Origin of the sequence: Bacteroides sp. A1C1, from assembly GCF_004328515.1 — a bacterium.
Classification (GTDB): domain Bacteria; phylum Bacteroidota; class Bacteroidia; order Bacteroidales; family Bacteroidaceae; genus Bacteroides; species Bacteroides uniformis.
Map to the genome: position 1 here is coordinate 218,584 of NZ_CP036491.1, position 13,451 is coordinate 232,034.

Annotated in this window: 11 protein-coding genes and 1 pseudogene; 11 read left to right on the forward strand and 1 reads right to left on the reverse strand. The window is 52.5% G+C overall.

Going from position 1 to position 13,451, the window contains the following annotated elements:
• Positions 1 to 26: 26 nt before the first annotated feature.
• From EYA81_RS00920 to EYA81_RS00940, 5 genes and pseudogenes are all read left to right on the forward strand, one after another.
• Complete coding sequence (locus EYA81_RS00920; RefSeq protein WP_005827552.1) at positions 27 to 1,259, forward strand: LL-diaminopimelate aminotransferase; 1,233 nt, start codon at positions 27 to 29, stop codon at positions 1,257 to 1,259.
• Positions 1,260 to 1,344: 85 nt separating this feature from the next.
• Complete coding sequence (locus EYA81_RS00925) at positions 1,345 to 2,070, forward strand: hypothetical protein (RefSeq protein ID WP_009038319.1); 726 nt, start codon at positions 1,345 to 1,347, stop codon at positions 2,068 to 2,070.
• 12 nt (positions 2,071 to 2,082) lie between these two features.
• Positions 2,083 to 2,409, forward strand: a pseudogene (locus EYA81_RS00930) (hypothetical protein); the annotation flags it as partial.
• A gap of 47 nt (positions 2,410 to 2,456) precedes the next feature.
• Positions 2,457 to 4,646 carry a glutamine synthetase III gene (locus EYA81_RS00935; protein WP_005837309.1) on the forward strand — a complete coding sequence of 730 codons (2,190 nt, stop codon included), beginning with the start codon at positions 2,457 to 2,459 and terminating at the stop codon, positions 4,644 to 4,646.
• A 180-nt stretch (positions 4,647 to 4,826) separates the two neighbouring features.
• Entirely contained in the window at positions 4,827 to 6,125 is a 1,299-nt protein-coding gene (locus tag EYA81_RS00940) for a S28 family serine protease (RefSeq protein ID WP_131225273.1), read from the forward strand.
• An 85-nt stretch (positions 6,126 to 6,210) separates the two neighbouring features.
• Here the strand turns inward: EYA81_RS00940 and EYA81_RS00945 are convergent, their stop codons facing one another.
• Entirely contained in the window at positions 6,211 to 6,786 is a 576-nt protein-coding gene (locus EYA81_RS00945; RefSeq protein WP_005827537.1) for an HdeD family acid-resistance protein, read from the reverse strand.
• Positions 6,787 to 7,414: 628 nt separating this feature from the next.
• On the opposite strand from EYA81_RS00945, the gene trpB reads away from it, so the two are divergent.
• The 6 genes from trpB (at position 7,415) to EYA81_RS00980 (ending at position 13,445) form a co-directional block, all read left to right on the forward strand.
• Positions 7,415 to 8,593 (forward strand): tryptophan synthase subunit beta, encoded by a 1,179-nt coding sequence (gene trpB / locus EYA81_RS00955; RefSeq protein WP_171029006.1) that lies wholly within the window; start codon positions 7,415 to 7,417, stop codon positions 8,591 to 8,593.
• 59 nt (positions 8,594 to 8,652) lie between these two features.
• Positions 8,653 to 10,053, forward strand: coding sequence for an anthranilate synthase component I family protein (locus EYA81_RS00960; protein WP_117588554.1), 1,401 nt, complete (start codon positions 8,653 to 8,655; stop codon positions 10,051 to 10,053).
• Between the two features lie 146 nt (positions 10,054 to 10,199).
• Positions 10,200 to 10,826 carry an aminodeoxychorismate/anthranilate synthase component II gene (locus EYA81_RS00965; RefSeq protein ID WP_117945590.1) on the forward strand — a complete coding sequence of 209 codons (627 nt, stop codon included), beginning with the start codon at positions 10,200 to 10,202 and terminating at the stop codon, positions 10,824 to 10,826.
• 64 nt (positions 10,827 to 10,890) lie between these two features.
• On the forward strand, positions 10,891 to 11,886 hold the full coding sequence (gene trpD, locus EYA81_RS00970; RefSeq protein WP_005837316.1) for an anthranilate phosphoribosyltransferase: 996 nt from the start codon (positions 10,891 to 10,893) through the stop codon (positions 11,884 to 11,886).
• Between the two features lie 4 nt (positions 11,887 to 11,890).
• Positions 11,891 to 12,718, forward strand: a complete 828-nt coding sequence (gene trpC, locus EYA81_RS00975) for an indole-3-glycerol phosphate synthase TrpC (RefSeq protein ID WP_119961510.1) — start codon at positions 11,891 to 11,893, stop codon at positions 12,716 to 12,718.
• Between the two features lie 103 nt (positions 12,719 to 12,821).
• Positions 12,822 to 13,445, forward strand: a complete 624-nt coding sequence (locus EYA81_RS00980; protein WP_131225274.1) for a phosphoribosylanthranilate isomerase — start codon at positions 12,822 to 12,824, stop codon at positions 13,443 to 13,445.
• The last annotated feature ends 6 nt before the right edge of the window (positions 13,446 to 13,451 follow it).

Consider the following 13,451-nt stretch of genomic DNA (forward strand, 5'->3'; position numbering starts at 1 on the left):
CACCAACTATCAACCAAGAAAAGATTATGGCATTAGTAAACGAACATTTTTTAAAGCTACCGGGCAGTTATCTGTTTTCAGACATAGCCAAGAAGGTAAATACTTTCAGGATAACACATCCCAAGCAAGAGGTCATCCGTCTGGGTATCGGAGACGTTACCCGGCCACTGCCACCGGTCTGCATCGAAGCGATGCACAAGGCAGTGGAGGAGATGGCTGACGCACGGACATTCCGTGGATATGGTCCCGAGCAGGGATACGACTTCCTGATAGAAGCCATCATCAAGCACGATTACCTTCCGCGAGGCATCCACTTCGGTCCTACGGAAATCTTCGTGAACGACGGAGCAAAGAGCGACACGGGAAACATCGGCGACATTCTCCGCCACGACAACAGCGTGGGAGTGACCGACCCGATTTATCCGGTCTATATAGACAGTAACGTGATGTGCGGACGTGCCGGAGTACTGGAGGAAAACGGCCAGTGGAGCAACGTCACCTACATGCCTTGTACCGCCGAGAACGACTTCATCCCGGAGATTCCGGACAAGCGCATCGACATCGTCTACCTCTGCTACCCCAACAACCCCACGGGCACCACCCTGACCAAGCCCGAGCTGAAGAAATGGGTGGACTATGCGCTCGCCAACGACACGCTGATTCTGTTCGATGCCGCCTACGAAGCCTTCATCCGCGAAGACGACGTGCCCCACTCCATCTATGAGATAAAGGGAGCGAAGAAATGCGCCATCGAGTTCCGCAGCTTCTCGAAGACTGCCGGATTCACGGGAGTACGCTGTGGCTACACCGTTGTGCCGAAAGAACTCACTGCCGCCACGCTGGAAGGCGAACGCATCCCGCTGAACAAGCTCTGGAACCGCCGCCAATCTACCAAGTTCAACGGCACCAGCTACATCACCCAGCGAGCGGCGGAAGCCATCTACACACCGGAGGGACAGCGGCAGATAAAGGAAACGATAGATTATTATATGGACAATGCCCGGACCATGAAGCAGGGCCTTGAAGCGGCCGGGCTGAAAGTCTACGGCGGTGTGAACGCTCCTTACATCTGGCTGAAAACACCCGACGGAACAAGTTCCTGGCGGTTCTTCGAACAGATGCTGTACGAAGCCAATGTAGTGGGCACACCGGGTGTAGGTTTCGGCCCCAGCGGTGAAGGATATATCCGGCTGACGGCCTTCGGCAAACATGAAGATTGCGTGGAAGCCATGAAGCGCATCCGGAAGTGGCTGAAATAAAAAAACAATTGAATTAGCGAGGTACTTGTTATAATCGAGTCGGACTGATCATCCGGAATTTTTCTAAACTTAAAGGTAAAAAGGTATGAAAACAAGAAGTGTAAAATGGGTAATAATGGCAATGGCGCTATTATCAATGGCAATGCCTTTCACGGCAAAGGCTCAGGATAAAGTGGAAGCGTCGGTAGGCGTCGACCTCGTAAGCGGTTACGTGTGGCGTGGCCAGGATTTGGGAGGGGTAAGCCTCCAGCCGAGCGCATCCATCGCCTACAAAGGTTTCTCTCTGGGAGCTTGGGGCTCCGTAGGCATCGAGAGTTCGGACACGAAAGAGTTCGACCTCATACTGGGATATTCAACCGGAGGTTTCAGCGTATCAGTGACGGACTACTGGTACAATGTGACCGGAGATGGGGTGACAGCCAAATACTTCCAGTACGGCGCACACAATGCTGCCAACTCACATCTGTTCGAAGCGCAAATCGGCTATGATTTCGGCCCCGTAGCCGTAAACTGGTACACCAACTTTGCAGGCGACGACGGTGTTGACAAAGACGGTGACCGTGCTTATTCATCCTACATCTCCGTAGCAGCTCCCTTCACACTGGGCGGACTGGACTGGACGGCCGAGATAGGCGCTACCCCTTGGGCCACGGACTTCTATGGAGCCAACGGATTTGCCGTATGCGACGTCAGCCTGGGAGTATCAAAAGACATCAAAATCACCGATTCCTTCTCCCTCCCGTTGTTTGCCAAAGCAACCTGGAATCCAAGGTCTGAAGGTGCATACTTTGTAGTCGGACTAAGCTTCTAAAAGCAAAGAACTATGATTTACACACGCCGAAAGGCAAATAGTAAATACAGTCTCTACAGACTGCGTATGGCCCTTGCCATATCGCTGGTATTCTTCATGCAGCCGGGCTTTGCACTGGTCGAAGCCGGTTTTGCAAGAGTAAAAAATACGGCCAATATCCAGATGAAGAACTTCGTTGACTTCATGTTTGGCTGTCTGCTCCACTGGTTCATCAGTTTCGGACTGATGTTCGGTGCAGGCGGATTCATAGGAATGCCCCATTTCTTCGACCTCTCGTTCTACGACGGAGGCGGGCTTCCCACGGAAGGTTTCCTGGTATTCCAGACTGTATTCTACGCTAATGATTTTATGTTTTATTAAACCAACAATTACAACTCTAAGGTATTATGTCAAAATTGAGATTCAGAGTAGTAGAAACGGCGTTTAAGAAGAAACCCGTTGCAGTGGCAGTTCCGGCGGAACGTCCGTCAGAGTATTTTGCCAAGTATGTATTCAACAAGGAGAAGATGTTCCGCTATCTGCCGAGCAAGGTGTATGCCAAACTGACGGATGTGATTGACAACGGAGCTCCGCTGGACCGCAGCATAGCCGACGAGGTTGCCGCAGGTATGAAGAAATGGGCGGTTGAAATGGGGGCGACCCACTATACGCACTGGTTTCATCCGCTGACCGAAGGTACTGCCGAAAAGCACGATGCTTTTGTGGAACACGACGGCAAAGGCGGCGTGATGGAGGAATTCACCGGCAAACTGCTCGTGCAGCAGGAACCGGACGCTTCCAGTTTCCCGAACGGCGGTATCCGCAATACGTTCGAGGCACGTGGCTACTCGGCATGGGACCCCTCCTCCCCGGCATTCATCGTAGACGACACGCTCTGCATCCCGACTATTTTCATCGCCTATACCGGTGAGTCTCTGGACTACAAGGCACCGTTGCTGAAAGCCCTGCGTGCCGTAGACAAGGCTGCCGTCGACGTATGCCACTATTTCAATCCGGAAGTAAAGAAAGTGGTTGCCTATCTGGGCTGGGAGCAGGAATATTTTCTGGTTGACGAAGGGTTGTACGCCGCACGCCCCGACCTGCTGATGACCGGACGCACGCTGATGGGCCATGACAGCGCCAAGAACCAGCAGTTGGAAGACCACTACTTCGGGGCTATCCCCAGCCGTGTGGCCGCTTTCATGAAGGAACTGGAAATCGAAGCGCTGAAACTCGGCATCCCCGTCAAGACCCGTCACAACGAAGTGGCTCCCAACCAGTTCGAGCTGGCTCCCGTCTTCGAGGAATGCAACCTGGCGGTAGACCACAACATGCTCATCATGGCCTTGATGCGTAAAGTGGCACGTAACCACGGTTTCCGCGTACTGCTGCACGAAAAGCCCTTCAAGGGTGTCAACGGTAGCGGCAAGCATAATAACTGGTCGCTGGGTACGGACACCGGTATCCTGCTCCACGCACCCGGCAAACTGCCCGAAGAGAACCTGCGTTTCATCACCTTCGTAGTGAATACGCTGATGGCCGTATACCGTCACAACGGATTGCTGAAAGCCTCCATCTCCAGTGCGACGAACGCCCACCGGCTGGGTGCCAACGAAGCGCCTCCGGCCATCATCTCTTCCTTCCTGGGCAAGCAGTTGAGCCAGGTGCTGGAACACATCGAAGAGAGCACCAAGGACGACCTCGTCAGCCTCAGCGGCAAGCAAGGCATGAAGCTGGACATCCCGCAGATTCCGGAACTGATGATAGACAATACCGACCGCAACCGCACCAGCCCGTTCGCCTTCACCGGCAACCGCTTCGAGTTCCGCGCCGTGGGTTCCGAGGCCAACTGCGCCAGTGCCATGATTGCGCTGAACTCCGCCCTTGCCGAGCAGTTGGTGGAATTCAAGAAAGATGTGGACGAACTGATTGAAAAGGGGGAGCCGAAAATCTCCGCCATCCTCGAAGTCATCCGCCGGTACATCAAAGTCTGCAAACCCATCCACTTTGACGGCAACGGTTACAGCGATGAATGGAAAGCCGAAGCAGCCCGCCGCGGTCTGGACTGCGAGACAAGTGTTCCCGTCATTTTCGACAACTACCTGAAACCGGAGAGCATCCGGATGTTCGAGTCCATCGGTGTCATGACGAAGAAGGAACTGGAAGCCCGTAACGAGGTGAAATGGGAAATGTACACCAAGAAAATACAGATTGAAGCCCGCGTGCTCGGAGATTTGGCCATGAACCACATTATCCCCGTAGCTACACAGTATCAGTCGGATTTGATTGACAACGTCTACAAGATGAAAGACCTGTTCCCCGCAGAGAAGGCTGCAAAACTGTCTGCCAAGAATCTGGAACTCATCGAAGAGATTGCCGACCGTACCGCCTTCATCAAGGAGCATGTGGATGCCATGATCGAGGCGCGCAAAGTGGCCAACAAAATTGAGAGTGAACGTGAAAAAGCCATCGCCTACCACGACAACATCGTACCGATGATGGAGGAAATCCGTTACCACATCGACAAGCTGGAACTCATCGTCGACAATCAGATGTGGACGTTGCCCAAATATCGCGAGTTACTGTTTATAAGATGAAAAATGAAGGATGAAGGATGAATCCTTAATCCCTATCTCATTCTTTTGTTGGTTGTTTTAAGTTTGCAGGGGGGAGAGGTGCCGCGAGGCAGTTCTCTCTCTTTTTTCGTCCATGCCAACTGTTGGCGGTAAGCGGGAAATAACCTATCTTTGTCCGTCAGATAAAACAATCCTGTCATCATGAAGAATTTACGTAACTGCTATGCAGCGTTCCTGCTGTTTGCCTTGCTGTTCGTTGCGGCTGCCGCCCCGGCACAAACCGATCTGCAGCAAAAACTGGGTCGGATTTCCGCCATTACGGAAACCCGTCCGTTGGAGTCCACCCGGTTCTCCGAGAAGTATGTAACCTATTTCACCCAGCCGTTGGACCACCGTCGTCCCGAAAAGGGCAGTTTCCGCCAGCGTGTGATTGTCTCCCACGTCGGCTTCGACCGTCCCACGGTGATTGTAACCGAAGGCTATGGAGCCGCCTATGCCCTCAACCCCAAGTATCGCGAGGAACTTTCAGAGTTGCTCGATGCCAACATGATTTTTGTGGAATACCGTTATTTCCTGGAATCCACCCCTGAGCCCAAAGACTGGCAATACCTCACCGCCGAGAATTCCGCAGACGACCTGCACGCCGTCCGCAACGCCTTTAAAAGCATCTATCCCGGCAAATGGATTGCGACCGGCATCAGCAAGGGCGGGCAGACTACCCTGCTCTACCGCACGTTCTATCCGGACGACGTGGATATTTCCGTGCCTTATGTAGCTCCGCTCTGCTACGGGGTGGAAGACGGACGCCACGAGCCTTTCCTCAGGAAAGTGTCTACTCCGGAGGACCGCAAACGGATTGAGGACTTCCAGTTGGAAGTGTTGAAACGGAAAGCCGCACTGCTCCCCCGCTTTGAGAAATATTGCAATGAAAAAGGACTCAAGTTCCGTGCGCCCGTTGAAGAGATATACGACTATTGCGTGCTGGAGTATTCTTTTGCCCTTTGGCAGTGGGGAACTCCCGTCAGCAGCATCCCTGCCACCACGGCCTCGGACGATGAGATATTTGCCCATCTGCTCAACATCAGTAATCCCGACTACTTCATTGCCGACAGTCCCACAGCCTCATTCTTCGTGCAGGCCGCCCGCGAACTGGGCTATTACGGCTACGATACGAAGCCTTTCAAGAAGTATCTTTCCATCCAATCGAGCAAGGATTACCTGCATCGTCTGATGCTTCCCGAAGAGCTGAAAGACATGCCCTTCGACAAGACCCTAAGCAAGAAAATCACGAAGTTCCTAAAAGAGAATGACCCGAAAATGATATTCATCTACGGACAGAACGACCCGTGGACAGCTGCCGGAGTGACCTGGCTGAAAGGAAAGAAAAACATCCATGTATTCGTAGAGCCCGGCGGAAGCCATCGGGCACGCATCGGCACACTGCCCGAAGAGGAAAAGAAGCAAGTGATGGAGCTGATAAATGAATGGTTGAAACAATAAAAACGGATGGTCCGTGTGGCATGAACAGACCATCCGTTTACTCCTGACAGACCATCTGTTCTACCTCAACAGATGGTCTGTTTTTTTATTCTATAATTTGTGCATCCTCAATATCGTCCACTGCCTTTACTGAAGCATCCGGTGTCTTCGGGCGGCGACGCGTAAACTTGAACCAGTTCAGCAGTTCCGAAGCCGCATAGACCAGACTGCTGATACCGATAATGATAAATGCCGTGGAGCGTACTCCCGTAGGATTGAACAGCGCAACCAAGCCGGCAAGCAGAATCAATACCGGAACCACATAAAAACCTCCCGGTACCGGCATCCAGCGACGGGCAGCGGAAAGCGAGGCAATCTGTTGCACTCCTCCCATCACCAGGATAAATCCCAATACAAATGTCAGCAAATCGGCAAAGAAACCGGGCATGATAATCAGCCACAAGCCAAACAGCAGGCTGCCCACTCCCTCGATAGGGAAACGGCTGCGCATCTCCGTGCTCTGTGCAAAGTAGCCTATGATGCTGATAAGCGAAGGCACCAGGAAAATGACACCTATCGTAATCACAAAGTAATCACCCGCCTGGTCGGGAAACATCACCAGCACCAAACCGATAACCAGCGCACATATAGCACGCAAAAATGAATAACTTAATCCTTTCATGAGTCTATGTTTTTTTGCGAAGATACATCTTTATCCGAATAACTCCACACGAAAATCCCGAAAAATCAGTTTACATTCAGCCAGGCATTCATATCTTCGGCCACAAAAAGCCAGTATAATAACAACAGTACAGCAATAACCACGCCTATGGCAACTAAATGTTTTCTATTCATAGTTTGTTCCTTTCTTTTTTTGAATGAATATTCGTTTTTACTACACTTATAAGAACAATATTTCAAGAAAAATGTTCTTATCCAGAAAAAAAGTCATATTTATTTTGGCAGTTAAAACAAAGTGCTTATATTTGTCGCGAAAACGAAGACAGGCTGCACCTCAGCATAAAAAATGAACAAGTTCATTTTATTATACATTCGGTTTGCACTGTCTTTGCCCCCGATAAAACAAAAAAAGTCAATGAAAACAATGTTAGTAAATACATATTGGTGGTGGCACCCGTTACAACTCCGACAGTCGTAAGGGAGCAGCGCTCGTATGTATATATGTAATATATAGTAAAAAACAAAAAGAGCCCTGTCGCACCAAGCGACGGGGCTTTTTTCGTTTAAGCAATAATGCGTTTTGATTTCTGAAATAGTAAATAGTAAATCGTCAAATAGTAAATAACATGATGAATTTCTTAGTTGACAAAGAAGGTTATTACGGAGAGTTCGGCGGGGCATACGTTCCCGAAATCCTCCACAAATGTGTAGAAGAGTTGCAGAACACCTACCTCAAGGTGCTGCAAAGTGAGGACTTCAAGCGTGAATACGACCAGTTGCTGCGCGACTACGTGGGACGCCCTTCCCCACTCTACTTGGCACACCGCTTGTCCGAGAAGTACGGTTGCCGGATTTACCTCAAGCGTGAAGACCTGAACCACACCGGTGCCCACAAAATCAACAACAGCATCGGGCAGGTGTTGCTGGCACGCCGCATGGGCAAGCGCCGCATCATCGCCGAAACCGGAGCCGGACAGCACGGTGTGGCCACAGCCACCGTCTGCGCCTTGATGAACATGGAATGCATCGTCTACATGGGTAAGACCGACGTAGAGCGCCAGCGCGTCAATGTGGAGAAGATGAAGATGCTCGGCGCCACCGTCGTTCCCGTCACCAGTGGCAATATGACGTTGAAGGACGCCACCAACGAAGCCATCCGCGACTGGTGCTGTCATCCCTCGGACACCTACTACGTGATAGGTTCCACCGTCGGCCCGCATCCGTACCCCGACATGGTGGCACGCCTGCAGTCCGTCATCAGCGAAGAAATCAGGAAGCAGCTCCTTGAACACGAGGGACGCGAATGCCCCGACTACCTCATCGCCTGCGTAGGTGGAGGAAGCAATGCAGCCGGCACCATCTATCACTACGTCAACGACCCGCACGTGCAAATCGTCCTCGCCGAAGCCGGCGGAAAAGGCATTGAAACGGGAATGACAGCCGCCACCATCGCCCTCGGCAAGATGGGCATCATCCACGGCTCGCGCACCTACGTCATCCAGAACGAGGACGGACAGATAGAAGAGCCCTATTCCATCTCTGCCGGACTGGACTATCCGGGCATCGGCCCCATGCACGCCAACCTTGCCAAGCAGAAACGTGCCATCGTCCTCGCCGTCAACGACGATGAAGCCATCCGCGCCGCCTACGAACTGACCCGGCTCGAAGGCATCATCCCCGCATTGGAAAGTGCCCACGCACTGGGTGCGCTGGAGAAGATGAGGTTCAAGCCGACGGACGTGGTGGTGCTGACGGTGTCGGGACGGGGGGATAAGGATATAGAGACGTATTTGAGTGATGAGTTATAAGTGATAAGTGATGAGCTATTTGAAAATACGAGATGCAATGAAATAAAATACAAGATACAATGAAACAATATGATTATAAAACAGTCAGCCGCACCATGCTCGGTGACTTGCATACGCCGGTGAGCACGTATCTGAAGGTGCGTGACATCTTTCCGCAGAGCGCACTTATGGAGAGTTCCGACTATCACGGCAGTGAGAACAACCGTTCGTTCATCGCTCTGTGTCCGCTGGCTAGTGTCAGCATAGACCACGGCACGGCTATCTTCCGCCTGCCGGACGACAGCCGCGAAGAGCATCCCATAACCGATGCATACCGGGTGGAGAATGCCTTGAACGATTTCCGCGCCCGCTTCCGCGTGGAGGGCGAATACAGCAATTACTGCGGACTCTACGGATACACCTCCTTCAATGCTGTCCGCTACTTCGAGAATATCCCCGTGAAGGACAGCCGCGAAGCTACCAACGATGCGCCGGACATGCTGTACATATTATATAAGTACCTCATCGTCTTCAACGACTTCAAGAATGAGATGCTGCTCCTCGAGATGCTGGCGCCCGGCGAGACCAGCGGACTGGACCAGGTACAGAAGGCCATCCATAACCGCAACTACACCGCCTACGATTTCCGCGCCATCGGCCCCACCACCTCTCCGCTTACGGACGAGGAGCACAAGGCGAATATCCGCCGGGGCATCGCCCACTGTCTGCGCGGCGACGTTTTCCAGATAGTCCTCTCCCGCCGGTTCGAGCAGCGTTTCACAGGCGATGACTTCAAGCTCTACCGTGCCCTGCGCAGCATCAACCCTTCTCCCTATCTGTTCTATTTCGACTTCGGAGGCTTCCGCATTTTCGGCTCGTCCCCCGAAACCCATTGCCGCATCGAAGGCCGCCATGCCTATATCGACCCCATTGCCGGAACCACGAAGCGCACCGGCGATGCAGAGCAGGATGCCCTCAATGCCCGGTACCTGCACGACGACCCCAAAGAGAACGCCGAACACGTGATGCTGGTGGACCTTGCCCGCAACGACCTCTCCCGCAACTGCCACGATGTAAAGGTGGATTTCTATAAGGAGATGCAGTATTACAGCCATGTCATCCACCTCGTCAGCCGTGTCAGCGGAACGCTCCGCGAAGAGGCCGACCCCGTCAAGGCCTTCATCGACACCTTCCCTGCCGGTACCCTGAGCGGCGCCCCCAAGGTACGCGCCATGCAACTCATCAGCCAGCTGGAACCGCACAACCGTGGAGCCTACGGCGGCTGCATCGGTTTCATCGGACTGAACGGCTCGCTGAACCAGGCGATTACGATTCGTACTTTTGTCAGCCGCAACGGTGTCCTCTGGTTCCAGGCAGGCGGCGGCATCGTAGCCAAGAGCAACGACGAGTACGAACTGCAAGAAGTGAACAACAAGCTCGGCGCACTGAAAAAGGCGATTGAGATGGCGGAAAAAATGTGAGTTTATGTACGATTTGACGATTTACGATGTACGATTTGCCATGCGGCGTACATTGCGCAGCCAAATCGTACATCGTAAATAAAGTAACTTCAATCGTACATCGTAAATCGTCAAATAGTAAATAAAATAGATTGTAAATACAAAAGATGAAAACAGTTATCATAGACAATTACGACTCCTTCACCTACAACCTTGCCCATCTGGTGAAAGAGCTTGGCGCAGAAACGGATGTGCTGCGCAACGATAAATTCCGGCTCGAAGAATTGGAGCCATACGATAAAATCATCCTCTCACCCGGCCCCGGTGTCCCCGAGGAAGCCGGACTGTTGCTGGATGTCATCCGCACCTATGCCGGACGGAAACCCATACTCGGTGTCTGTCTGGGCGAACAAGCCATCGGACAAGCGTTCGGTGGAAAGCTGGTCAATCTGGAAGAGGTGTTCCATGGGGTACAGACGGAGATAAGGAGGAAGGAGGAAAGACTAGGGACAAGGGATGAAGGATTAGGGGGAAAGGATTATGAAGGTATTTCTCTCGAAGAAGACTATATCTTCTGCGGTTTACCCAATAGGATTCCCGTCGGACGATACCACTCCTGGGTAGTGGATACGAAGGAGTTTCCCGACGAACTTGCCATTACCGCCATCAGCCCCGAAGGACAAATCATGGCGCTGAAACATCGGGAATATGACATACACGGCATCCAGTTCCATCCTGAATCGGTACTGACACCCGACGGAAAAACAATCGTAAAAAACTGGCTTTTCAAATGAGGCACTTCAGAAAAAGAGTAAATTCAATCGTCAAATCCTAAATCGTCAAATCGTAAATAAAAAGATGAAAGCAATACTCACCCGTCTCTTCAACCACGAAGAGCTCACGTCGGAGGAGACCAAACAAATCCTCCTCAACATCACCAAGGAAATGTATCCTGAGGCGCAGATAGCAGCCTTGCTCACTGCCTTCCAGATGCGGAGCATCACTGTGGACGAGCTTATCGGTTTCCGCGAAGCACTGATGGAGACACGCCTTCCCATCGACTTCGCCCCCTATCGCCCCATCGACATTGTAGGTACGGGCGGCGACGGAAAGAACACCTTCAACATCTCCACCTGCGCTTGCTTCGTAGTGGCGGGAGCCGGCTACAAGGTTGCCAAGCACGGCAACTACGGAGCCACTTCCGTGAGCGGAGCCAGCAATGTCATCGAGCAGCACGGCGTACGCTTCACCAACAACCCCGACACGCTGAAACGCAGCATGGAGGAGTGCAACATCGCCTACCTTCATGCCCAACTTTTCAACCCGGCGATGAAGTTTGTCGGTCCCGTACGCAAGACGCTGGGAGTACGCACCTTGTTCAATCTGCTCGGCCCACTGGTGAATCCATGCTGCCCGGCATACCAGCTGCTCGGTGTGGCAGACCTCTCGCAGATGCGCCTATACACCAACGTATTCTATAAGCTCGGCATTGACTTTGCCGTAGTCAACAGCCTCGACAGCTACGACGAAATCTCCCTGACGGACGAGTTCAAGGTGATGACCCGCAACTACGAGCGCATCTACCGTCCGCAGGCCCTCGGCTTCAAAGATGCCCGTCCCGAAGAACTCTTCGGTGGCGCATGCAAGGAAGATGCCGCCCGCATCTTCGACAATATCCTTACGGGGCATGCCACACCTGCACAAACGCAATGCGTCATTGTCAACGCCGCCTTTGCCATCCAGGTGATGGAGCCGCAGAAAGAGATTGAAGAGTGCATCGCCATCGCACGCGAATCACTGGATAGCGGACGGGCGCTGGCTACACTGAAAAAATTTATCGAGATTAATAAATGAAGCAATGAAAGATATACTGTCCGAAATCATCGCCCATAAGCAAACAGAGATTGAACTGCAGAAGCAAACCGTCTCTCCGAAGCAGTTGCAGGAGCAAGCCGAAGTCATCATCCGGGAGAATGCGGTCCACCGCCGCAGCATGAAGCAGGCCCTTGCCGCTTCTTCTACAGGAATCATCTCCGAGTTCAAACGCTGTTCACCCTCCAAAGGCTGGATAAACGAGGCTGCCCAAGCAGAGGAAATACCCGCCTCCTACGAAGCCGCCGGCGCCGCCGCCCTCTCCATCCTGACGGATGAGAAGTTCTTCGGCGGTACGCTGCGCGACATCCGCACGGTCCGTCCGCTCGTCCGCATCCCCATTCTGCGCAAGGACTTCATCATCGACGAGTACCAGCTTCTGCAAGCCTGCATCGTAGGTGCCGACGCCGTACTGCTCATTGCCGCCTGCCTCAGTCCGGAGCAGTGCAGCACCCTCACCGCCCAAGCCCACGAACTCGGGCTGGAGGTATTGCTCGAAATCCACAGCCCTTCGGAACTCTCCTATATAAATAAGGAGGTCGACATGGTGGGTGTCAACAACCGCAACCTCGGCTCTTTCGTCACCGATGTGGAAAACTCCTTCCGGATAGCCCGGCAACTGCGCGAAGCCACCCACGGACCGGCATCCCCGCTCCTTGTCTCCGAAAGCGGCATCTCCGACCCCGAAACCATCTGCCGCCTGCGTGCCGCCGGCTTCCGCGGTTTCCTCATCGGCGAAACCTTCATGAAAACAGCCAACCCGGGCGAAACCCTGAAAAAGTTCATCCAAGACAGTCTCTTAATTAATAATTGAAAGTTGAAAGTTGATAATTGTAAATACAAAAGTCTCTCATACAGCGTTACATCGCGCAGCCAAATAGTAAATAGTAAATCGTAAATAGTAAATCGTAAATAAAATGTCTCCTCTCATCAAAGTATGCGGAATGACCGAAGCAGAAAACATCCGCAATGTAGAACTGCAAGGTGCAGATATGATTGGTTTTATCTTCTACCCCAAATCTCCCCGTTGTCTGTGCCAGATGCCCGGGTATCTGCCAGCCTGCGCCAAGCGCGTCGGCGTCTTTGTCAACGAAAGTAAGGAAAACATCCTGATGTATACCGACCGTTTCGGCCTTGACTACATCCAGCTGCATGGCAATGAAGCTCCCGAGTACTGCCGTTCCCTGCGCAATGCAGGCCTGCACCTCATCAAGGCTTTCTCTATCTTGCTGCCCAAGGACCTGCTTTCCGTATCTGCCTACAATGGTCTGTGCGACTATTACCTCTTCGACACCAAGACCCCGCAGTACGGCGGTTCCGGCAACCAGTTCGACTGGAACCTCCTGCACCGCTACAACGGTCCCACCCCGTTCCTGCTCAGCGGCGGCATCAACCCCTACAGCGTAAAAGCCCTCCGGGAGTTCCGCCACCCCTATTTCGCAGGTATCGATATCAACAGCCGTTTCGAAACGGCACCGGGAATAAAGGATGTGGAACGCATCTCAAACTTCCTGAAAGAACTCGATGGGTTTACTATTTGACGATTT